General features: G+C 62.9%; 22 protein-coding genes. 13 read left to right on the top strand and 9 right to left on the bottom strand.

All coding sequences use genetic code 11. The features are described from left to right. Positions 1 to 48 precede the first annotated feature (48 nt). The 4 genes from HWE04_RS14955 to HWE04_RS14940 form a co-directional block, all read right to left on the bottom strand. Positions 49 to 1,284, bottom strand: coding sequence for a polyhydroxyalkanoate depolymerase (locus tag HWE04_RS14955; protein WP_006465384.1), 1,236 nt, complete (start codon positions 1,282 to 1,284; stop codon positions 49 to 51). A gap of 312 nt (positions 1,285 to 1,596) precedes the next feature. After that, positions 1,597 to 2,670 carry an NAD(P)/FAD-dependent oxidoreductase gene (locus HWE04_RS14950; RefSeq protein ID WP_006465385.1) on the bottom strand — a complete coding sequence of 358 codons (1,074 nt, stop codon included), beginning with the start codon at positions 2,668 to 2,670 and terminating at the stop codon, positions 1,597 to 1,599. A 303-nt stretch (positions 2,671 to 2,973) separates the two neighbouring features. Beyond that, positions 2,974 to 3,297: a ferredoxin FdxA gene (gene fdxA / locus HWE04_RS14945; RefSeq protein ID WP_006465386.1), complete on the bottom strand. Its 324-nt coding sequence runs from the start codon at positions 3,295 to 3,297 to the stop codon at positions 2,974 to 2,976. Positions 3,298 to 3,304: 7 nt separating this feature from the next. After that, positions 3,305 to 3,688, bottom strand: a complete 384-nt coding sequence (locus tag HWE04_RS14940; protein WP_152486741.1) for a hypothetical protein — start codon at positions 3,686 to 3,688, stop codon at positions 3,305 to 3,307. Here HWE04_RS14940 and HWE04_RS14935 point away from each other — a divergent pair. The 4 genes from HWE04_RS14935 to HWE04_RS14920 all read left to right on the top strand — a co-directional run bounded on the left by HWE04_RS14935 (position 3,672) and on the right by HWE04_RS14920 (position 8,902). After that, positions 3,672 to 4,925 carry an ABC transporter substrate-binding protein gene (locus tag HWE04_RS14935; protein WP_241812870.1) on the top strand — a complete coding sequence of 418 codons (1,254 nt, stop codon included), beginning with the start codon at positions 3,672 to 3,674 and terminating at the stop codon, positions 4,923 to 4,925. The two genes, HWE04_RS14940 and HWE04_RS14935, sit on opposite strands and share 17 nt — an antisense overlap. Positions 4,926 to 5,110: 185 nt before the next feature. Continuing rightward, positions 5,111 to 6,286: a nicotinate phosphoribosyltransferase gene (gene pncB, locus HWE04_RS14930; RefSeq protein ID WP_006465388.1), complete on the top strand. Its 1,176-nt coding sequence runs from the start codon at positions 5,111 to 5,113 to the stop codon at positions 6,284 to 6,286. A gap of 160 nt (positions 6,287 to 6,446) precedes the next feature. Next, positions 6,447 to 7,850: a sodium:proton antiporter gene (locus tag HWE04_RS14925; protein ID WP_241812869.1), complete on the top strand. Its 1,404-nt coding sequence runs from the start codon at positions 6,447 to 6,449 to the stop codon at positions 7,848 to 7,850. Positions 7,851 to 7,921: 71 nt separating this feature from the next. Further along, positions 7,922 to 8,902 (top strand): 2-hydroxyacid dehydrogenase, encoded by a 981-nt coding sequence (locus HWE04_RS14920; RefSeq protein ID WP_241812868.1) that lies wholly within the window; start codon positions 7,922 to 7,924, stop codon positions 8,900 to 8,902. A 124-nt stretch (positions 8,903 to 9,026) separates the two neighbouring features. Here the strand turns inward: HWE04_RS14920 and HWE04_RS14915 are convergent, their stop codons facing one another. After that, on the bottom strand, positions 9,027 to 9,284 hold the full coding sequence (locus HWE04_RS14915) for an acyl-CoA-binding protein (protein WP_034340818.1): 258 nt from the start codon (positions 9,282 to 9,284) through the stop codon (positions 9,027 to 9,029). Between the two features lie 20 nt (positions 9,285 to 9,304). Then, the gene (locus HWE04_RS14910) at positions 9,305 to 9,661 is read right to left on the bottom strand and encodes an FKBP-type peptidyl-prolyl cis-trans isomerase (RefSeq protein ID WP_102661480.1); all 357 of its coding nucleotides are present in this window, start codon (positions 9,659 to 9,661) and stop codon (positions 9,305 to 9,307) included. Positions 9,662 to 9,973: 312 nt separating this feature from the next. Here HWE04_RS14910 and HWE04_RS14905 point away from each other — a divergent pair, with 312 nt between their 5' ends. From HWE04_RS14905 to HWE04_RS14885, 5 genes are all read left to right on the top strand, one after another. After that, positions 9,974 to 10,957: a YVTN family beta-propeller repeat protein gene (locus HWE04_RS14905; protein WP_077235080.1), complete on the top strand. Its 984-nt coding sequence runs from the start codon at positions 9,974 to 9,976 to the stop codon at positions 10,955 to 10,957. A gap of 22 nt (positions 10,958 to 10,979) precedes the next feature. Further along, positions 10,980 to 11,801 (top strand): polysaccharide deacetylase family protein, encoded by an 822-nt coding sequence (locus tag HWE04_RS14900; RefSeq protein ID WP_241812867.1) that lies wholly within the window; start codon positions 10,980 to 10,982, stop codon positions 11,799 to 11,801. 107 nt (positions 11,802 to 11,908) lie between these two features. Continuing rightward, positions 11,909 to 12,895, top strand: coding sequence for a sterol desaturase family protein (locus HWE04_RS14895; RefSeq protein WP_039877229.1), 987 nt, complete (start codon positions 11,909 to 11,911; stop codon positions 12,893 to 12,895). Continuing rightward, positions 12,895 to 13,740, top strand: coding sequence for an EI24 domain-containing protein (locus HWE04_RS14890; RefSeq protein WP_241812866.1), 846 nt, complete (start codon positions 12,895 to 12,897; stop codon positions 13,738 to 13,740). Before HWE04_RS14895 ends, HWE04_RS14890 begins: the two co-directional genes overlap by 1 nt. Positions 13,741 to 13,894: 154 nt before the next feature. Further along, positions 13,895 to 14,701, top strand: coding sequence for a competence/damage-inducible protein A (locus tag HWE04_RS14885; RefSeq protein ID WP_102661484.1), 807 nt, complete (start codon positions 13,895 to 13,897; stop codon positions 14,699 to 14,701). 88 nt (positions 14,702 to 14,789) lie between these two features. On the opposite strand, the gene HWE04_RS14880 is transcribed toward HWE04_RS14885, so the two are convergent. Next, positions 14,790 to 15,353 carry a phasin family protein gene (locus tag HWE04_RS14880; protein ID WP_234296028.1) on the bottom strand — a complete coding sequence of 188 codons (564 nt, stop codon included), beginning with the start codon at positions 15,351 to 15,353 and terminating at the stop codon, positions 14,790 to 14,792. A 435-nt stretch (positions 15,354 to 15,788) separates the two neighbouring features. Between HWE04_RS14880 and HWE04_RS14875 the strand changes: the two genes are divergently transcribed. After that, positions 15,789 to 16,637 carry a histone deacetylase family protein gene (locus tag HWE04_RS14875; protein WP_446719232.1) on the top strand — a complete coding sequence of 283 codons (849 nt, stop codon included), beginning with the start codon at positions 15,789 to 15,791 and terminating at the stop codon, positions 16,635 to 16,637. Between the two features lie 59 nt (positions 16,638 to 16,696). Then, positions 16,697 to 17,596, top strand: coding sequence for a DMT family transporter (locus HWE04_RS14870; protein WP_241812865.1), 900 nt, complete (start codon positions 16,697 to 16,699; stop codon positions 17,594 to 17,596). Between the two features lie 3 nt (positions 17,597 to 17,599). Here HWE04_RS14870 and HWE04_RS14865 read toward each other — a convergent pair whose 3' ends face one another. After that, positions 17,600 to 18,406, bottom strand: a complete 807-nt coding sequence (locus HWE04_RS14865; protein WP_241812864.1) for a helix-turn-helix transcriptional regulator — start codon at positions 18,404 to 18,406, stop codon at positions 17,600 to 17,602. 156 nt (positions 18,407 to 18,562) lie between these two features. Here HWE04_RS14865 and HWE04_RS14860 point away from each other — a divergent pair, with 156 nt between their 5' ends. Next, the gene (locus HWE04_RS14860) at positions 18,563 to 19,324 is read left to right on the top strand and encodes a class I SAM-dependent methyltransferase (RefSeq protein WP_241812863.1); all 762 of its coding nucleotides are present in this window, start codon (positions 18,563 to 18,565) and stop codon (positions 19,322 to 19,324) included. 426 nt (positions 19,325 to 19,750) lie between these two features. Continuing rightward, a complete protein-coding gene (gene pbpG / locus HWE04_RS14855) occupies positions 19,751 to 20,854 on the top strand; it encodes a D-alanyl-D-alanine endopeptidase (protein WP_241812862.1) in 1,104 nt (367 codons plus the stop codon). A gap of 99 nt (positions 20,855 to 20,953) precedes the next feature. Here pbpG and HWE04_RS14850 read toward each other — a convergent pair whose 3' ends face one another. Beyond that, on the bottom strand, positions 20,954 to 21,739 hold the full coding sequence (locus HWE04_RS14850) for an IclR family transcriptional regulator (RefSeq protein WP_006464484.1): 786 nt from the start codon (positions 21,737 to 21,739) through the stop codon (positions 20,954 to 20,956). Between the last annotated feature and the right edge of the window lie 306 nt (positions 21,740 to 22,045).

The raw sequence follows: 22,045 nt of genomic DNA, 5'->3' as shown, positions 1-22,045 counted from the left end.
ACGGGCGCCGTTCCGAGGGGAGTGGCGGATCAGTCGTGCCAGCGCCGATCAGGCATTGGCGCGGATGAATTCGCCGATCTTGGGACAGACGATCTCGCGCCAGCGGCGGCCCGAGAAGATGCCGTAGTGGCCTGCCTTGGGCACGGTGAAGTGCTGCTTGCGGGCCTTGGGGATGCTGCTGCACAGTTCCTGCGCGGCCTGGGTCTGGCCGGAGCCGGAGATGTCATCCAGTTCGCCTTCGATGGTGAAGAGGGCGACCGACTTGATGTCCTGCGGGCGCACCGGCTTGCCTTCGATTTCCCAGGTGCCACGGGCCAGGTTGAAGTCCTGGAATACCACCTTGATGGTTTCCAGGTAGAACTCGGCCGGCATGTCCAGCACGGCGTTGTACTCGTCGTAGAACTTGCGGTGTTCCTCGGCCGAGGCATCGTCGCCATCGCGCAGGTGCATGTAGAAATCCCAGTGGCTCTGGGCATGGCGGCGCGGGTTCATGGCCACGAAGCCGGCGTGCTGCAGGAAGCCCGGGTAGACCTTGCGACCGAAGCCGGGATAGTTGGCCGGGACGCTGTAGATCACCGTGTTCTCGAACCAGGAGAAGGGCTTTTCGGTGGCCAGGTCGTTCACCGAGGTGGGCGACTTGCGGGCATCGATGGGGCCGCCCATCATGGTCATGCTCCTGGGCAGCTTGGGATCGTTGGCGCTGGCCATCAGCGCGATGGCGGCCAGCACCGGCACGGTCGGCTGGCAGACCGAGATCACGTGCACGTCCGGACCCAGGGTGCGGATGAAGTCCTGCACGTAGTAGACGTAGTCATGCAGGTGGAATTCGCCCTGTTCGACCGGCACCATGCGGGCATCGGTCCAGTCGGTGATGAAAACGTCATGTTCCTGCAGCAGGGCGCGCACGGTTTCGCGCAGCAGGGTGGAGTGGTGGCCGGACAGCGGCGCCACCACCAGCACGGTCGGCTGCTTGAGGGCGGCAATCTGGCGCGCGTTGAGATCCTTCTTGAAGTGGATCAGGCGGGCGAAGGGTTTTTCCTCCACCACTTCCTCGACGATGCCGGTGGGCTTGCCATCGACCGGCACTTCGCCGATGTTGAACTGCGGCTTTTCGTATTCCTTGGACAGGCGATACAGCAATTCATAGCCGGCGGCGATGCGTTGCGAGAAGGGGGTGTGGGCGAGCGGGGAAACCGGGTCCGAGAAGAGTTTGGCCGAGGTTTCGGCCCATTGCATCATCGGGTTCAGAAACGCGCGATTGAGTTCATGCAGTTGATAAAGCATAGCTGACCTTTATACAAGCACTGGCTGGCCTGCCTGCCAGGCGGATAGCCCGGACCAGGTGCGCAGCAAGCATGTGCCACAAACGTTTGGCGACGATCATCGGCTGACAAATTCATATTGTGATTAATTTGTCAACTTTTTCCTTGTTGCGACGCAGTAGCATAGCACGCTTTGCCTTACGCCCTGCTTGCTGGTCAGACCAGTGGCTTGCAGTCCACAAGTTCATGCAAAACTTTGCAGAAACAAAAAGCCCCCGTGCGGGACGGGGGCTTTGAGTGGCAGCGCGGCTGCCTTGGTGCGGGCAGTGCAGCCTCAGTCGAAGACCGGGCTTTCCACGCCCAGGATCTTGTGCAGCTTGGGCGAGGTGGTGGTGTACTGCATGTGGATCTTCTTTTCCGGGAAGATGTAGGGCGCAGCGCCGAAGGCGGCCAGCGCGGCTTCGTGGAAGCCAGACAGGATCAGCTTCTTCTTGCCCGGATAGGTGTTGATGTCACCCACGGCGAAGATGCCCGGGATGTTGGTCTCGAACTTCTCGGTATCGACCACCTTCAGTTGCTTGCGCTCGATATCCAGGCCCCACTCGGCGATCGGGCCCAGCTTGGGCGAGAGGCCGAAGAAGACCAGCAGCATGTCCAGCGGCAGGCGGCGGGTGACGCCGTCGGCACCGGTGACCTTGACCTCGGCCAGCTTGCCGTCCTTGATCTCGGTGCCGGTGACCTGGCCGATCACCAGCTGCATCTCGTACTGTTCGCACAGTTCCTTCATCTTGGCCACCGACGCCGGCGCGGCGCGGAATTCCTCGCGACGGTGCAGCAGGATCACCGATTCGGCCTTGCCCACGAAGTTCAGCGCCCAGTCCAGGGCAGAGTCGCCGCCGCCGCAGATGACGATGTTCTTGCCTTCGAACAGGGCCGGTTCCTTGACGCGGTAGAACACCTGCGAGCCTTCGAACTGCTCGATGCCCTCGACCTTCAGGGTACGCGGCTGGAACGAACCCACGCCAGCGGCGATGAAGATGGTCTTGGTGATGAAGCGGGTGCCGGTGGAGGTCTCGACGTCGAAACGACCATCTTCGCGCTTGTTGACCAGGGTCACTTCCTGGCCCAGGTGGAAGGTGGGCGAGAAGGGCTCGATCTGCTTCAACAGGTTGTCGGTCAGTTCCTGGCCGGTGCAGACCGGCACGGCCGGGATGTCATAGATGGGCTTGTCCGGGTAGAGCTCCACGCACTGGCCGCCGACGACGGGCAGCGAATCGATCACGTGCGCCTTGATTTCCAAGAGGCCGAGTTCGAACACCTGGAACAGGCCGACCGGGCCGGCGCCGATGATGACGGCATCGGCATCGATGACGCCGTTGACTGCCGCGCTCTGGACATTGTTTTCCATGATTTTCTTGATATTCCTGTTTCAGTAGATCAGTAGAGAGGCTTTTCGCACTTGCGCGTTGCGCGACTGGCTAACGGCGTGGGCCGCATGGCGGTGGATCGGCCAGGTAAGGACGGTGCATAAAGAGGGTGCTGCAGGCCTGCACCGCTTCGGCGACGCCAACCCATGAGGCTGGCAGGGGCTTTGCGGAGGGCCAAATACAAACGGCTGCGCATCTGGCTGGGGCGATGGTGCTGCCAGGCTGGATGCGCAACCGCAATTCTGGGCGGGTTCGGGCCCGACCGGCTTGATCTGCCGCAGCGATCAGCGCTGCAGGTATTGCAGCTTGTCGGTCTTGTCCTTCCATTCCTCGGCGTCCGGCAGCGGGGCCTTGGTCTTGGTGATGGAGGGCCAGCTGCGGGACAGGTCGGCGTTCAGGGCGATGTATGGCTGCTGGTCGGCCGGCACGTCTTCTTCCGCGTAGATCGCATTGACCGGGCATTCGGCCACGCACACGGCGCAGTCGATGCATTCGTCCGGGTCAATCGCGAGGAAATTGGGGCCTTCGCGGAAACAATCCACCGGGCAAACATCCACGCAATCCGTGTAGCGGCAACGGACGCAGGAATCGGTGACAACGTGGGTCATAACTGTCCTATCTGTAAAATTTCTTCAAACCGATGGCTAACTGCGCCGCAATTGATGGCAATATGGCACGGTTAAAATCATGTTGCGGCTGGTCAACCTGTTGTCGAGGTCCATTTTGTGCGCATCCTGCTGCATCCTCCGCCTTGTGGGCGCCCTTGGGATGCCGCTGCGCAACCCGCCGCAAAGCCTTGTATTTTAAGGTAATTCGATTTTTCCCACAAATGAGGCTTATACAGTTTACGTATAAGTAAATAAACAAGCTCGCCACCAGACCCGCCGCCGCCAAGGTCTTCCGGATGCCGCCTCCGCGCACGGAACAAGGCCGCCAGGCGTGCCGGTCGATGCCGCGCATCAACTGATAAGGAAGTCCCGGCGTGAACGCTGAAGACACCAGACCCTCTCCCCTCCGTCGTTCCCTGCTGCCGGCCGTGCTGGGCCTGCTGGCCGCGCTGGCCTTGCCGCTGGCACCGGTCGTCCCGGCCAAGGCCGCCGAAGCCATCCGCATCGGCGAGATCAATAGCCAGGGGCGCCAGTCACTTTCCGGGCAAGCCTACCGCAATGGGCTGGCGCTGGCCCTGGAGCAGATCAATGAAGCCGGTGGTGTGCATGGGCGGCCGTTGCAGCTGGTGGTGCGGGACGACGACGGCGACGCCGACCAGGCTGCCCGCAACGCCAGGGAGCTGGTCAGCAAGGAACGCGTCGAGGTGCTGACCGGCACCATGCTCTCCGACGTGGCCCTGGCGGTGGCGCGCGAAGCCGCCCGCGGCAAGACCGTGCTGGTGGTGGGCGATGCCCCGTCGGACGCCATCACCCTGGACAAGGGCAACCGTTTCACCTTCCGCGTGCGTCCCTCGACCTACATGCAGGCCGCCATTCTGGCCGAACAGGCCGCGCGCCTGCCCGGACGGCGCTGGGCGGTGGTGGCCCCCAACTATGAATACGGCCAGAGCGCCGTGGCCAGCTTCAAGATGCTGTTGAAGCAGGCCCGCCCGGATGTGGAATTCGTCAGCGACCAGTGGCCGGCGCTGGGCAAGATCAAGGCCGACGACGTGGCGCGGGCGATCCGCCAGTCGCGTCCGGACGGCATCTTCAACGCCACCTTCGGCGACGACCTGCAGAAGTTCGTGCAGGCCGGCAACCGCCTGCAACTCTTCAATGGCGTGCAGGTGGTGTCGCTGGCCTCGGCCGGTGCGCAAAGCCTGGACCCTTCGCAGAGCGAGGCGATCCGCGACTGGCTGGCCGTCGGCTACCCCTGGGACCAGATCAACACCCCCGAACATCAGCGCTTCCTGGAAGCCTATCTGAAGAAATTCAGCGAACGCCCGCAGCTGTCGTCCGTCCTGGGCTATTCCACGATGATGGCCATCGCCGCCGGCCTGAAGAAAAGTGAAGGAAATGACGGCGAGGCCCTGGTCGAGGCCCTGCGCGGCCTGCACTGGTCTTCGCCGCTGGGCGAACTCAGCTTCCGTGCACTGGACCAGCAAGCTTCCATGGGTGCCTTCATCGGGCTGGTGTCGCAAAAGGACGGTCGCAGCACCATGCGCGAGTGGCGCTACCTGGATGGCAGCGCCTATCTGCCGCCAGCTACCTACGTGCGCAGCCGCCGTCCGGGCTCGGCCACCCGATGATCGCCTGGCGGCACGCCCAAAGCCCCCTTGGAGCAGGGGGCTTTGCCATCGCCGATCTCGGTTAAGATAGCGCACGCGGCGCCCAAGGGGGCCGCCAAGGCATGGCGCGGGACCGCTCCGGGGCGACCCGCCATGCACGTGGACCATCAACATGGCAGCATGCGGGGCATCCGCATCCGGACTTCATGATCATCACTTCCTTACTCGACACCGACCTGTACAAATTCACGATGATGCAGGTGGTGCTGCATCACTTCCCCGGCGCCCAAGTCGAATATCGCTTCAAATGCCGCAACGAGCACATCGATCTGACCCCCTACGTCGAGGAGATCCGCGCCGAGATCGCCGCCCTGTGCCGCTTGCGCTTCAAGGAAGACGAACTGAACTACCTGCGCGGCCTGCGCTTCATCAAGAGTGACTTCGTCGACTTCCTCGACCTGTTCCACCTGAACGAAAAGTACATCACCGTCCAGCCCGACCCGGCCGGCAACGGCGAGATCGAGATCAGCGTCAAGGGCCCCTGGCTGCACACCATCATGTTCGAAGTGCCGGTGCTGGCCATCGTCAATGAAGTCTATTTCCGCGCCACCCAGCGCACACCCGACCTGGAAGAGGGCAGGGCGCGCCTGCGCCGGAAGATGTCGGTCATCACCGACGACGCCGAACTGGCCGGCTGCAAGATCGCTGACTACGGCACCCGCCGCCGCTTCTCGCGCAGCTGGCATGCCGAAGTCATCGACGAGATGAAGCAGCACATGGGCGAGCACTTCGCCGGCACCTCCAACGTGATGTACGCCATGCAGCACGACCTGACGCCCCTGGGCACCATGGCCCACGAATACTTGCAGGCCTGCCAGGCCCTCGGTCCGCGCCTGCGCGATTCGCAGACCTTCGCTTTTGAGATGTGGGCGCGTGAATATCGCGGAGACCTGGGTATTACGCTCTCCGACGTCTATGGCATGGACGCCTTCCTGCGCGACTATGACATGTACTTCTGCAAGCTCTTCGACGGTGCGCGCCACGACTCGGGCGACCCCTTCGAATGGGGCGAGCGCCTGATCCAGCATTACCGCGACAATCGCGTCGATCCCTCCAGCAAGGTGCTGGTGTTCTCCGACAGCCTGGACTTCGACAAGGTGCGCGCCCTGTACCTGCGCTTCAAGGACCGCGCCAAGGTCGCCTTCGGTGTGGGCACCAACCTGACCAACGACCTGGGCTATACGCCCCTGCAGGTGGTCATGAAGATGGTGCGCTGCAACGGCCAGCCGGTGGCGAAGCTCTCCGACACCCCGTCCAAGAACATGTGCGATGACCCGGCTTATGTGAACTATCTGCGCCAGGTGTTCCAGATCAAGGCCTGACCGGGTTTGCGCGGCGCAGAGCGGATTTGATCAATAGCTGAAAGTTTTTTCACTGGCCGGTTTTCGCGCGCCGGCGGCAAGTCGGCTGCTATAGTGTGGCTCCCCGTCGTCGGCTGTCATGGTGGCGGGTTTTTCTTCACTGCCATCTTGAGGACGACACTTGCCGCTCAACGCCATCCTCCTTGCCCTGTCGGGTTTGACGCTCCCTCTGTCGGCTCAGGCCGCCGATCTCGACGGCGCCGGCCTGTCGCTGGTCTGGGCCCTCCCATTTGCCGGCGTATTGCTTTCCATCGCCGTGCTGCCACTGCTGGCCCCGTCGCTATGGCATCACCATTTCGGCAAGATCGCCGGCGCCTGGGCGCTGGCTTTACTGCTGCCGCTGGCCGCCACGCACGGCCTGCACGCGGCCTTGGCCATCAGCGTGCATGCGCTGGTGGCGGAATATCTTCCCTTCATCATCCTGCTGACCGCCCTCTTCACGGTGGCCGGTGGCATCTGCGTGCGCGGCAACCTGCATGGCACGCCGGCCTTGAATACCGGGCTGCTGGCGCTGGGCACCCTGCTGGCCAGCATCATGGGCACCACTGGCGCGGCCATGCTGCTGATCCGCCCCCTGATCCGCGCCAACGACGACCGCAAGCACTCCGTGCATGTGGTGGTGTTCTTCATCTTCCTGGTGGCCAATGCCGGTGGTTCGCTCACGCCGCTGGGGGATCCGCCGCTGTTCCTGGGCTTTTTGAAGGGGGTGGACTTCTTCTGGACCGCACGCCACCTGCTGGCGCCGATGGCCTTCCTGTGCGGCGCGCTGCTGCTGATCTTCTACCTGCTGGACCGGCACTTCTACCTCAACCGCGAAGAGCGCCGTCCGCTCGACCCCACGCCAGACTCGTCGCTGCAGCTGGAAGGCAGTGTCAACTTCCTGCTGCTGGCAGTGGTGGTCGGGCTGGTGCTCATGAGCGGCCTGTGGAAGCCCGGCGTGGCCACCGAGTTGATGGGGGCGCCGCTGGAATGGCAGAACCTGCTGCGCGATGGCGCCTTGCTGCTGGTGATCCTGCTGTCGCTGTGGCTGACCCCCGGCAGCGCCCGTGCCGGCAATGAGTTCGGCTGGGGGCCGATGCTGGAGGTGGGCAAGCTCTTCGCCGCCATCTTCCTCACCATCGCCCCGGTCATCGCCATGCTGCGCGCGGGCGAGCAGGGCGCCTTTGCCACCGTGGTGCGCGCCGTGACCGGTCCCGACGGCCGGCCTGACGATGTGATGTATTTCTGGATGACCGGCCTGCTGTCTTCCTTCCTCGACAATGCACCGACCTATCTGGTCTTCTTCAACACCGCATCGGGCGATGCCCGGGAACTGATGGGGCCGCTGGCCTCGACCCTGGCGGCCATTTCTGCCGGTGCCGTCTTCATGGGGGCCAACAGCTATATCGGCAATGCACCCAACATGATGGTCAAGGCCATCGCCGAGGAGCGCGGTATCCGCATGCCCAGTTTCTTCGGCTACATGGCGTGGTCGGTGGGCATCCTGGTGCCGCTGTTCATCGTCATGAGCTTTCTGTTCTTCTAATCATCCGAATTCCTGAATTACTGTTCACCCAAGCGCATCCAACGAGACATTTCGAGACACTACGAGACCCCATGAAACCAAAGATCTTCGTCGCCCGCGCCGTCTTCCCTGAAGTATTGGCGCGCCTGGAGCAGCACTTCGAGGTCGAGTCCAACCAGGACGACCGCATCTACACTGCCGATGAACTGCAGGCCAAGGCCCAGGGCAAGGTCGGCCTCTTCACCACCCCCAGCGAACCGGTCACGGCGGCGCTGTTCGCCACCAATCCGCAACTCAAGGCGGTCTGCAACATGGCCGTGGGCTACAACAACATCGACGTGGCCGCCGCTACCCGCGCCGGCGTGATGGCCACCAACACGCCCGATGTGCTCAACGAGACCACCGCCGACTTCGGCTGGGCGCTGATGATGGCGGCGGCCCGTCGCATCACCGAATCGGAGCACTTCCTGCGCGCCGGCCAGTGGAAGAAGTGGAGTTACGACAGCTTCGTCGGCCCCGACATCCATGGCGCCACCCTGGGCATCATCGGCATGGGCCGCATCGGCCAGGCCATCGCCCGCCGCTCGCTGGGCTTCGACATGCAGGTGCTGTACCACAATCGCTCGCGCCTGGCGCCGGAGCAGGAGGCGCGTGCCAACCACGCGCGCTACGTCAGCAAGGAAGATCTGCTCCAGCAGGCCGACCACGTGGTGCTGGTGCTGCCCTATTCGAAAGACACCCACCACACCATCGGCGCCGCCGAGCTGGCGCTGATGAAGCCGACCGCCACCCTGACCAATATCGCCCGTGGCGGCATCGTCGATGATGCTGCCCTGATCGCCGCCCTGCGCGAAGGCCGCATCGCCGCGGCCGGCGTGGACGTGTTCGAAAACGAGCCGGCCTTCAAGCCGGAATTCCTTGACCTCAGCAATGTGGTGCTCACTCCCCACATCGCCAGCGCCTCCACCCCCACGCGCCTGGCCATGGCCAATTGCGCCGCCGGCAACCTGATTGCCGCCTTGTCCGGCCAGCGCCCGCCCAATCTGCTCAATCCGGACGTGGTCAAGGGCTGATCCAGCCACATTGCGACAAAACAAAAAGACAAAACAAAATGGGCGCACCCGATCAAGGGTGCGCCCATTTTTTTGCGCTTTCGCTTCCGGTATGCGGCAACAGCTAACGGCTGCCGCATCCGCATCAACCCTTCAGTTCATTGAAGATATCGATGTATTCCTGCTGCGCTTCGGCTTGCGGCTTGCCCTTGAGCGCGGCCCAGGCGTCGAACTTGGCGCGGGCCACGAAATCGGTCATGCCGGGGCGCTCACCCTGCACGTCGCCGTTGCTGCCCTGCTTGTAGAGGCCATACATCTTCAGCAGGGTCATGTTGTCGGGACGCTCGGGCAGGCTCTTGGATTCGGCCACGGCCGCTTCGAACTGTTCTTGCAGGGTGCTCATGTCTCTCTCCTCCAGCGGGCTCAGACGCCCAGCAGTTCGACTTCGAAGATCAGGGTGGCATTGGGCGGAATCACGCCGCCAGCGCCGCGTGCGCCATAACCCAGGCCGGCCGGGATGATCAGCTTGCGGGTGCCACCGACCTTCATGCCTTGCACGCCTTCGTCCCAGCCCTTGATCACATGGCCTGCGCCCAGCGGGAAGGCGAACGGGTCATTGCGGTCCTTGCTGGAATCGAACTTGCTGCCGGCGCTGCCGTCTGCATTCTGCAGCCAGCCGGTGTAATGCACGGTGACATGGCTGCCGGCCTTGGCTTCGTCGCCCGCGCCTACGGTGATTTCTTCATATTGCAGCCCGGAAGCTGTGGTGATCGTGGACATCTTGTTCCTTTCGGTGAGGGGATGGGGTGTGCGCGGCCTGGCTGTTCATGTTGGGTGGTGCGGAACTGATGGATAGTGCCCGCAGGCAATTTTCCCACTGTCCATGTCCACCTGCGCGTCGCCGCATGGCGACAGGCTTGCAGGCCGCTCCGGCAGCGGCATGCGACCGGAACGGCAGGCAGTGTAAACCAAAAATTGAAATTTTTTCATATTGCGTCAGTGGGCTGTCAGCGGGATGCCTCTGGCATGCGTTAAGAACCCAGGACGTGCTCCGTGCACGATGAGATCAGGCATTTTTGTGTAAAGTTCGTCATGTTGCGTCGATTCAGCCAACTTTTATCCCTTTCCCTCCGCGCAGCATGTGTGTCGGCCGTTCTCGCGGTGTCCGCCCATGCCAATGTGGTGGTGGTACTCAACTCCGGCGACGCCTCGGTGTCGCTGCTGGACCAGAGCGGTGAGAAGGAGCTCTCCACCTTCTCGGTCGGCAAGGAACCACACCACCTGATGGCCACCCCGGACAACAAGTCCCTCATCGTAGCCAGCGCCACCGGCAACCAACTGCTGTTCCTGGACCCCAAGACCGGTGCCGTGCAGCGCAAGATCCGCGACATCATCGACCCCTACCAGATCGGCTTTACCCCCGACCAGAAGTGGTTCGTGGCCACCGGCCTGCGCCTGGACCGGGTCGATGTCTACAGCTATGACGGCCAGGACCTGAAGCTGTCCAAGCGCATCCCGCTGGCCAAGACGCCCAGCCACATCGCCTTCGACAACGACAGCACCATCGCCTTCATCACCCAGCAGGGCAGCGACCAGATCAGCGCCATCGACCTGGCTACCCAGCAGGTCAAGTGGACCATGCCAGTGGGCAAGCTGCCGGCCGGCATCGTCATGACCCCGGACAACAAGTACCTGCTGGTGGGCATCATGGGTTCGGACTATGTCGAGGTGATCGACTGGCGTACCCAGAAGATGGTCAAGAAGATCAAGACCGGCGTCGGCGCCCACAACTTCCGTGGCCAGGGTGACAAGCGCTTCATCTATGTCTCCAACCGCGTGGCCAATACCATCAGCATCGTCGACATGACCACACTGGAAAACGTCGGCACCATCAAGGTCCCTGGCGGCCCGGACTGCATGGAAGTCACCGCCGACGGCAAGACCATGTGGGCCACGCTGCGCTGGAGCAAGAAAGTCGCGGTGATCGACCTGGCCAGCCGCACGGTGACCAAGGTGATCCCGGTGGGCCGTTCGCCGCACGGCATCTACCTGTACAACCGGGCGCCCGATATCTGATCCTGCCGATGACCGCTCCACGATGACGCTGTCCCTCTCGAACCAGACCCTGCGCGGCCTGTGCCTGTTCGCCATCCTGGCGGCCGGCCAGGCCGTTGCGCAATCCGCCGCACCCGAGGCCGCCGCCTGCAAGGGGCACATCTACCTCACCTTCGATACAGGCAGCCAGTCCCAGGCCGAACTGATCGAGCAGACCCTGCTGCGCCACCATATCAAGGCCACCTTCTTCCTTGCCAACGAGAAGACCATCCACGGAGACTACTCCCTGGATCCGGCCTGGGCACCGCTGTGGAAGCGGCTGGTGGCCGAGGGCCATGCCTTCGGCACCCATACCTTCGACCATGTCTACGTGGTTCGCGACCTGCCGGATGGCAAGGTCGAGGTGCGGCCGCAATTCGGCGCGCAGGCCAGCAAGAAGCTGCAATGGACCCCGGCCCAGTATTGCCAGGAGATGCAGCGCGTGGACCAGCGCTTCCAGCAGCTGACCGGGCACAAGCTCGACCCGCTGTGGCGCGCCCCCGGCGGGCGCCTCACGCACAACCTGCTCAAGGCCGGGCAGGCCTGCGGCTACGCCCATGTGGCCTGGGCGCCGGCCGGTTTTTCCGGTGATGAACTGCCCAGCGACAAATTCCCCAACGAGGTGTTGCTGAAAAAGGCGCTCGACGGCCTCAAGGATGGTGATATCTTCCTGGCCCATATGGGCATCTGGTCGCGCCAGGACCCCTGGGCGCCGGCCGTGCTGGAACCCTTGATCAGCGGGCTGGAGCAGAAGGGATACTGCTTTGCCACCCTGCGCGAACATCCGGCCTACCGCCACCTGTTTGGTGCCGGCAAGGAACACTGAACGCCGCTGCCAGTCGAACCGGCGCCGAGGGCAGGGGAGCCCGGCGCACCGTCGGCCCGCAGCCCGTTCACAGCGGCATACCGTCATACCGATTCAAGCTATCCATGATCATCCAGACCATTTCCGACCTCTTTGCCACCGTCCAGGGCTGGCTTTTCGAGACCCTGATACAGCCGCTGGTGTTCTTCACCGGCATGGGCGAATTCGTCGAGGAAGCCTTCACCGGCACCGAATTCGTCCTGGTGGGCCTGTGCGAGCTGGTGATCCTGTTCCTCATCCTGCGCCCGCTGGAGGCCGCCATCCCGGTCCATCCCATCACCGACCCGCGCGCGCGCTGGAATGATTTCATCTACACCGTCCTGCAGCGGCTGGGCATCATCCCCATCATCGCCTTCCTGCTGCTCGATCCGTCCCTGTCCTACCTGTCCGAGGCCTTGCACCTGGAAGGCTGGGGGACCTTCAACCTAGACCAGATCTGGCCCGGCGTGACCGACCGTGCCCTGGTCAGTTTCCTGCTCTACATGGTGGTGCTGGACCTGTGCGAATACGTCTACCACTGGGCGCAGCACAATGTGCGCTGGATGTGGGCCCTGCACAGCCTGCACCATAGCCAGCAGAACATGAACCTGTGGAGCGACGACCGCAACCACATGCTCGACAACCTGGTGCACGACATGATCTTCGGTCTCATCGCCGTGCTGATCGGCGTGGAGCCCTCGCAATACATCCTGCTGGTCTCGCTCTCGCGCATGCTGCAAAGCCTGCAGCATGCCAATGTGCGCATCCATTTCGGCCGCATCGGCGAATACCTGCTGGTCTCGCCGCGTTTTCACCGCACCCATCACGCCATCGGCCTGGGCCATGAAAGCCGGGGCCGCAATTCGCTGGGCGGCCATAACTTCGCCGTGCTGTTCCCGATCTGGGATGTGATCTTCCGTACCGCCCACTTCAGCCAGGGCTTCGCCATGACCGGCGTGCGCGACCAGCTGCCGGCACCGGCCGGCCGTGGTCGCGACTATGGGCGCGGCTTCTGGATGCAGCAATGGCTGGGCATCAAGCGCCTGGTTGAATTCACCCGCAGGAAGCCACGCTGATGCGAATTTTCCTGGCCTCCTTCGGTCGCGCCCTGCTGGCGCAGCTGCATATCCGCATGCTGTGGCTGACCGTGCTGCCTTTCCTGGTGTCCCTGGCGCTGTGGGCGGTCTGTCTGTGGCTGGGCCTGCAACCCATCATCGACTGGCTGCAGGCCTATTTCGTGACCAACAGCATGTTCGGGGAAATCGGCAGCATGCTGGCCTGGTTCGGCATGGCGACCCTGAAGACGGTGCTGGTGCCGCTCCTGGCGATGTGGACGCTACTGCCGCTGATGATCCTCACGGCACTGGTCTTCGTCGGCCTGTTCACGATTCCGGCCATTTCCCGTCACATCGGTGCGCGCCACTATCCCATGCTCTCCAAGCGCCATGGCGGCAGCGTCGCCGGCAGCCTGTGGACCTCGCTGTGGTGCTTTGCCGTCTTCACCATCCTGTGGCTGGCCACGATCTGGGCATTCCTGATCCCGCCGCTGGCCTTCGTGATCCATTCGCTGCTCTGGGGCTGGCTGACCTATCGCGTCATGGCCTACGACACCCTGGCCGACTACGCCAGTACCGAGGAGCGGCACGCCGTGCTGCGCCTGCATCGCTGGCCGCTGCTGGCGGTGGGTACCATTGCCGGCGCACTGGGTGCGGCGCCCACCCTGCTGTGGCTGGGTGGGGTGCTGTCGGTGGTCTTCCTGCCCGTGCTGGCCGGGGTGGCGATCTGGCTGTATGTGCTGGTGTTCGTCTTTACCGCGCTGTGGTTCCAGTTCTATTGCCTGGAAGCGCTGCTGCGCTACCGCAGCGGCCAGCCACCGGATGGCCCGGTAGACGGCGCGGTCATCGATGTGGCACCGCGTTGAAGTCTCGTTGAGCCGCGTTGAAGCCGCGTTGAAGCCTGATTGACGCCGGGTGCTGGTACCAGGTGGGCGGCGGGGCAGGGCGCGGCCCGCCACGGTGCTGCCGAATGGGGCATAATCGCCGCCATCTTTCTTCAACTTTCTGGCGGGTAGACGCATGGCATTCGGACTCATCATCATCGGCGACGAAATCCTCTCGGGACGCCGTATCGACAAGCATTTCCCCAAGGTCTTGGAACTGCTCGGCCAGCGCGGCCTGCAGTTGTCCTGGGCGGAATATCTGGGCGACGACCCCGACCGCATCACCGCCACCCTGAAGCGCACGCTGGCCACCCAGGACGTGGTGTTCTGCACCGGCGGCATCGGCGCCACCCCGGACGACCACACCCGCCAGTGCGCAGCGGCTGCGCTGGGCGTGCCGGTGGTGCTGCATCCCCAGGCCAAGGAAAAGATCCAGGAGCGCATCGCCGACATGGCCCGCGAATCCGGTGCCACACCCGACTTCGACGCACCCGAGAACCAGCACCGCCTGAAGATGGGCGAGTTCCCGCAGGGCGCCTCCATCATCCCCAATCCCTATAACAAGATTCCCGGCTTTTCCCTGCCCAATACCAGCGGCGAAGGCGCCCATTACTTCGCGCCAGGCTTCCCCGTGATGGCCTGGCCGATGTTCGAATGGGTGCTGGAAAACCACTACGCCGACCAGTTCCACCGCCATGCCTGGGCCGAACGTTCGATGCTGGTGTACGAGGCGATGGAATCGACCCTGACCCCGCTGATGGAAGCCATCGAGGCGCAATTCCCGCTGGTGAAGGTGTTCAGCCTGCCGCACGTGGGCGACCAGCAGACGCGCCGCCATATCGACCTGGGCGTCAAGGGTGACCCCACCCAGGTGGAACCGGCCTTCGAGAAGATGCAGGAAGGCCTGCGCGCCCTGCGTGCCGAGTTCCAGATCAGCGCCTGAAACGCGTAACGCCAGACGCAAAAAGGCCCCGGTCCAGCCGGGGCCTTTCAGCAATCGGCGCGAGCGCCGGATTGTTGATTACGTTTGATTACTTCTTGGCAGCGCGGGTCACCTTGGCGCCAGCCTGGGACATCTGGTCCACGGCGTTGCTGACATTGGCTTCCAGCACTTCAGCGGCCTGCTTGGCGTTCTTGGTGAACTGTTCGTAGCCGGCGCTCATGTTGCCGATGGCCGACTTGAACATCGAGATGGCCTGTTCCGAACCGGCCGGGGCGTTCTTGGCGACTTCGTCAATCATTGCCACCACCTTGCGGTTGACTTCGGCGATCTGCGCTTCGGCAGCCTTGGTCAGTTCCGACTGGGTGCTGGAGAAGATGCCGCTCAGGTGACGGCCGTAGGCGACCGACTTTTCCAGCGTGGGCTGGGCATGTGCGCTGGAGAGGGTGAAGAATTCCTGCGGGTCCTTGGCAGCGAACAGCTTCTGGGCCGCAGCCTGGCTTTCTTCGAGCGAGGACTTGGCGGCCTTCAGGTTCAGGTCCACCAGCTTTTCCATGCCTTCAAAGGTCTTGCTCGCCAGCTGGCTGAAGAGCGCGATCTGGGCTTCGGCATTGGCTTTGGCAGCAGCAGAAAATTGCTCGGTGTAGTTCGTCATGTTGAAACATCCTTCTCGGTGATAGGTTGATGAACAATGCTGCGACAGTGATTGCTTACGGACCAATCTGAAGGGAAAGGTGGATCTCCGCTGAAATTTCTTATTTGAATATGATGCATTGCACAAGGCGGATTCTAGTTTAATCGTGCATAAAGTCAAACGTTTCATCGCGTGAGAACTGCGAAAAGTGTTTCAAAATTGATCCACGTCTAATCAAGGACTTACGTGATTTTTGAAAAGGAATTCGATTCTTTTTCTACTTGCTGTCGAGCTAATGAAATTACGTTATCAATGCGCTGCGCGCAATCGTTTGCGCCGCATCGCAAAACGCTTATTGCAATGCGGAAACCCGTATCAACAGGAAGGAATTTTTTCTTGAAGGCCTTTTACAGCGACCATTTCGTGCTGCCCCTGCCACCGGGCCACCGCTTCCCCATGATCAAGTACCGCATGATCCGCGAAGGGGCGGCCAGCCTGCAGCCGGCCATCGATTTCCAGGAAGCTCAAGCCGCCAGCGATGGCGAGCTGGCGCTGGCGCACCATCCCGACTACATCGGTCGCGCCAGCCGTGGCGAACTGAACGCAGCCGAGCAGCGCGAGATCGGTTTCCCGTGGTCACCGCAGATGGTGGAGCGCTCGCGCCGCTCTTCCGGGGCCACCATCGCCGCCTGTCGCGCCGCCTTCGTGGACGGGGTGGCGGTCAACCTGGCCGGTGGCACCCACCATGCCTATGCCGACCACGGTGCCGGCTTCTGCGTCTTCAATGATGCCGCCATCGCCGCGCGCCTGATGCAGGCCGAACGCCGCGCCGCCCGGGTCGCCATCGTCGACCTGGACGTGCACCAGGGTAACGGCACCGCCTCCATCCTGGCGCGGGATGATTCGGTGTTCACCTTGTCCCTGCACGGAGAGAATAATTACCCCTTCGAAAAGGAACAGAGCGATCTCGACGTCGCCCTGCCCGATGGCATCGGTGACGCCGACTATCTGGCAGCCCTGCAGGGCGCCCTGACGACGCTGCAGCAGCGCTTCGCCCCGCAGTTGCTGATCTACCTGGCCGGCGCCGATCCGCACGAGGGCGACCGCCTGGGCAAGATGAAACTGAGCATGGCTGGCCTCGCGGCCCGTGACGAGACCGTGTTCGCCTATGCGCGCGAGCACAAAATTCCGGTTGCGGTTACGATGGCGGGCGGCTACGGCAGAGATATCGAACAAACCGTCGCCGTCCACCTGCAAACGATAAGACTCGCCGGCCTCCACGCTGCCCGCTGGAGCGCACGGTGAAATGACCCGGGCCTCTTCGCGCATGAGCATGTCGCATGCGGCCCGCCCACGGAAAAGAAATGATGCAATCCACCCCCGGCGCCAGCCGGTCGCGCCAGCTCCTGATGAGCCTGGTGCCCCTGTTGTTCGTATTGATCTGGAGCACCGGCTTCATCGTCGCCAAGTTCGGCCTGCCGTATGCGCCGCCGCTGACCTTCCTGCTGTTGCGCTTCACCGGCGTGCTGATCGTGCTGCTGCCGCTGGTGCTGCTGTTTCGCGCTCCCTGGCCGCACGGCCGCATCCGCCACGTGGCCGTGGCTGGCGTATTGCTGCAGGCCGGCTACCTGGCCGGCGTCTGGTGCGCCATCAAGATCGGCATGCCGGCTGGCCTGTCGGCCCTGATCGTCGGCCTGCAACCCATCCTGACCGCCTTCGCCGCGCCCTTGCTGGGTGAATCGGTGCGTGGCCGGCAATGGGTGGGACTGGCGCTGGGCCTGTGCGGGGTAGGGCTGGTGGTGGCCAACAAGATTTCGCTGATCGGCCTGTCCACTGCCAGCATCGGACTGTGCCTGTTTGCCTTGTTGTGCATCACGATCGGTACCTTGTACCAGAAGCGCTACTGCGCCCACTTTGACCTGCGCACCGGCACCGTGATCCAGTTCGCCGCCTCCATCGTGGTGGTGCTGCCCTTTGCCGTGGCCGTGGAAGGTCTGGACTGGTATCTGGGCAACGTCCACTGGACGCCGCAATTCATCGCGGCGCTGCTGTGGTCGGTGCTGGCCCTGTCGATCGGCGCCATCTTCCTGCTGTTTGCGCTGATCCGCCGCAGCGCCGCCACCAGCGTCACCAGCCTGCTCTATCTCACGCCACCGACCACGGCCGTGATGGCCTGGCTGATGTTCGGCGAAGCCTTCAGCCTGATCGGTGCACTGGGCATGCTGGTAGGTGTGATCGGCGTGGCCTTCGTGGTCCGCAAATGAGGATCAGACGGGCGCGGGCGCGTCCGGCATCAGCGTCACCAGTTTCAGGTCCGGCCGGTTGGCCACGCGGAAGTTGACCTGGCGATAGCGCAGTTCCCCCGATTGCGGATGCTGGAAGCGGCGCTCGCCGCCTTCGCGCTCCACCACATCCTGCAAGTGCCAGGCCCGCTTGAAGAGCGGACTGGCGGCTGACAACTCCTCCACCAGCGCCAGCAGATCCGGATCGTCCAGCAGGCTGGCACTGTCGGCCCGGAACTCCGCCACCAGCCGGCGCGCGCGCTGCTCCCAGTCGATCGTCAAGGCCTGCGCCGTCGCGCGGGCGAACATGAAGCGCAGCAGATTGGGCGCCGTCTCCCCTTGATCCAGCCACCCCACGAAGAGCTTGCGCGCCGCCGGGTTCCAGGCCACGGCATTCCAGTAGCGGTCCAGCAGATAGGCTGGCGCACGGAAGTTGCCGACCACGTCCAGGATTTCCGGCGCAATCACCGCCACCGCCTGTTGCTCCGGCAGCGCCGGGTCCTTCTTGCCGGCCAGTTCGAACAAGTAGGCCCGCTTGGCGCGCGGCAGGTGCAGCGCGTCGGCGATGCGCGCCAGCGCCTGCGGCGAGACCGAGTCGGTGCGCCCCTGTTCGATCCAGGTGTACCAGGTCACGCTGATGCCGCACAACTGCGCCACTTCTTCTCGTCGCAAGCCCGGCGTGCGACGCCGGCCATGGGCCAGGTGCGGCAGGCCGGCTTGCGAGGGGGCAGTCTGTTCGCGCTGGGATTTGAGGAAGGCCCCCAGGGCGCGGCGGGCAAGATCGGGTTCCATGCAGAAAGAGGAGGGTGGTGGTCGGGGTAATAGTATAAATGCTGAACTTGTAACAGGATAAGGATTCGCTAGACTGGCTGCTCATCCACGGGCAAATGCAACCCGCCTTTGCCTGCTTTGTATTCTTGTTCACTTATTTCGCCCAGGAGCCCCGCCATGCGCAGCCATCAGCAAGTCGTCACCGAACAGTTCGGCAGTACCGCCGCCGCCTATCTCACCAGCGCGGTACACGCCCAGGGGGCTGATCTGCAGGAACTGGCCGCCATCGCCGCCACCCTTCCCGGCGCCCGCGTGCTCGATCTGGGGTGCGGCGGCGGACACGCCAGCTTTGCCGTGGCGCCGGTGGTGGAAAAAGTGATTGCCTACGACATCGCCGCCGAAATGCTGGACGTGGTCGCCAGCGCCGCCCGCGAGCGTGGCCTGGACAACCTGGCCGTGCGCCAGGGCAGCGCCGACCGGCTGGAGTTTCCCGATGCTAGCTTCGACCTGGTCTGTACCCGCTTTTCGGTGCACCACTGGCGCAATCTGCCGCAGGCGCTCGCTGAGGTCTTCCGGGTACTCAAGCCGGGCGGACGCTTCATCGTCATCGATACCGCTGCACCGGCCGATGTGCTGGCCGATACCTACGTCCAGGCCATTGAGTTGCTGCGCGATACTTCACATGTCCGCAATATCAGCCTGAACTCCTGGCGCAAGCTGTTGCAGGCAGCCGGTTTTGCCATCGACAGCGACAAGACCTGGAAACTGCGCCTGGAATTCGACAGCTGGGTGGCCCGCATGCGGACCCCGCAAGACAACATCACGGCCATCCGCGCACTGTGGAAGGCAGCACCGGAAGAGGTAAAACAATATTTCGCGTTGGACCAGGCCTGTTCCTTCTCGATTGACGTCGCCATGCTGGACGCCCGCAAGCCCTGAGCTGCAGGTCTTTTGCCGTGCCGGCCGCAAGACGCATTGCGCCGTCAACGGCATCCCCCGACTACCCGTTAGTGTTGCATTCCAGATGCCGCCAAAGTGAATTAAAAAGCGCGAAAACGAGCATCTGGGGCCGGTATTGCCTTCTGTTATCGTTTTCAGGAACTGAACGGAAAGCTTAGACTGGTATCATGTCGCTTCGTTGGCGTGGATCTTGCTCAAAAATAAATCGAATAAAATCGAGCAAGATTGTCAGGAAATGTCAGAAAAATTGGCCGAAACAGGGGATGCTTCGGCCGGCCGCAAGATAGAAAGCCGTTTAAATAAATGCCCTAACGTCTTAATTCTCTTGCGAAAATTCTGCTTTTTGCTACACTGCCAACGTTTCTCTTGTGTACTATCAGGGTAAATTCGGGGGGAGATCCACCTATGTTCAAATCAGCGCTGGCCATTTTCACATCGCTACTTTTCATCCACGCTGGTTTGGCACCTGCCGCAGCCCAGACGGTCAACAACGCCGCCAAGAAGGCCCCGGCCAAGAAGGTGGTTGCCAAGCGACCCGCCACAGCCGTCAGTCGCACGGTCGCCAAGGGCTCGCTGAACAACCGCGAAAAGCTGGTGCGCAAGGTCAGCGTGGTCAAGGGCAAGCGCCACATCAGCTATCAGCGCGTCTCGGCCGCCCCCTCGGTGCCGGTGGTGCCACCGGTCATGACCGCCGGCGACCTGGCCGGCCTGAACCTCACGCCAGATCCCTTGGCCCTGCGCTCCAATGTGGCCCTGGTGATCGACCAGGCCAGCTCGCAGGTCCTGTTTGAAAAGAATTCCTCGGTGGCCCTGCCCATCGCCTCGGTCACCAAGCTGATGACCGCACTGGTGGTGGTGGAAGCGCGCCTGAACATGGAAGAGACCCTGACCGTCACCGATGACGACGTCGACCGCGAAAAGCACAGCAGCTCGCGCCTGCGCGTGGGTGCTACGCTGAGCCGCGACGACATGCTGCACATCGCCCTGATGAGTTCCGAGAACCGCGCCGCCTCGGCGCTGGGCCGCAATTACCCGGGCGGTCTGCCGGCCTTCGTGGCGGCCATGAATGCCAAGGCCCGCTCGCTGGGCATGACCGATACCCGCTATGTCGATTCGACCGGCCTGTCCAGCCAGAACGTGGCCAGCGCCCGCGACCTGGCCAAGCTGGTGGTGGCAGCCTACAACTACCCCATCATCCGCCAGTACTCCACCGATCCCAAGTACATGGTCGAACCCAGCGGCCATGCCATGCAGTACAACAGCTCCAACCGCCTGACCTCCAACAAGGAATGGGACATCGGCCTGCAAAAGACCGGCTTCATCAACGAAGCCGGCCATTGCCTGGTGATGTACACCCGCATCGAAGGTCGTCCCATCGTCATGGTGTTCCTGGATTCCAAGGGCCGCCTGTCGCATGTGGGCGATGCCGCCCGCATGCGCAAGTGGCTGGTGGAAGACCAGCCGAACAACCTGACCCGTGTGAAAATGGTCCGGGCCGACGAGGGTTGACCGCCGCAGTAAGCTTGCGGCAGCAACAAAAAAGCGAACCGGATGGTTCGCTTTTTTGTTGGTCGATCTGATTGAAGGTGAACAGGCCTAGCCCTCGCTTCAATCCCGGTCCCGGCGATATCCCAGCGCCGACGAAATCTGGTTGGCCGTGCTGACCAGGTCATCCACCCATTCTTCCTGCAGCCGGTCGGCCGGGGCCGAGATCGACAGGCCGGCCACCAGCTTGCCGCTGTCGTCGCAGATGCCGGCGGCCATGCAGCGCACGCCCAGTTCCAGCTCTTCGTTGTCGCGGGCATAGCCGAGGGCGCGCACCATGGACAGCTCGCGCTCCAGCTTGGTCAGATCGGTGATGGAATTCTTGTTATGCCCCGCCAGCCCGGTCCGGGTGGCATAGGCGCGCACGTTCTTGGGGTCGTCCACCGAGAGGAACAGCTTGCCGGTGGAGGTCAGGTGCAGCGGCGCACGGCCGCCGATGGCGCGCACCACCTGCATGCCGGAGCGTTCGGAAAAGGAACGGTCGATATAGACGATTTCATCGGCCTGCCGCACCGACAGGTTGATGGTCTGGTGAGTCTTGCGATGCAGGGCGCGCATGAAGTCCAGCGCCGCCTCGCGCACCGACAACCGGCTCTTGACGATATTGCCCAGCTCCAGCAGGCGCATGCCCAGGCGGTAGGTGCCCGGTTCCACGCGGTCCACGAAACGCTTGACCACCAGATCGTTGAGGATGCGGTGCGCGGTCGACGGGTGCAGGTCGGTCGCCGCCGACAATTCCTTCAGGCTCACCGGGTCCGGGTAATCGGCCAGCGCATCGAGCAGCGACACCATGCGCTCGATGACCTGGATGGAAATGTGTTCTGTCTCGCCTGCAGCTTCTTTTTTCATGGCGCAGCCTGGTGCGTTGCAATATGAGGGTTATACCACAATGTGAAAAGAACAAAAAGTTCGACCGTGCTTTTTTGACCTGCATCAATGGCGCATCAAGGCTGTCGGCTGCCTCCGGACACGCCGTGCGGCGGGGCAGGGCGCCCCTGCGGATTGCCGAACGCCCGTTTCCTCTTTCCTGGCTCTCCCTGACGTTTGGTTATAAAGACGGGCCGCCTTATTCCGGCGGCTTGCGCTTGCATATCTGTTTTCCGCATATCGAGAGAAGAAAGTATTCGTTCTTTTCAGGCAGCAGGCTCATTAACC

The organism is Herbaspirillum sp. C7C2 (assembly GCF_022627865.1).
Taxonomy (GTDB): Bacteria; Pseudomonadota; Gammaproteobacteria; order Burkholderiales; family Burkholderiaceae_D; genus Herbaspirillum; species Herbaspirillum frisingense.
This window is presented reverse-complemented; position numbering and strand designations above follow the sequence as displayed.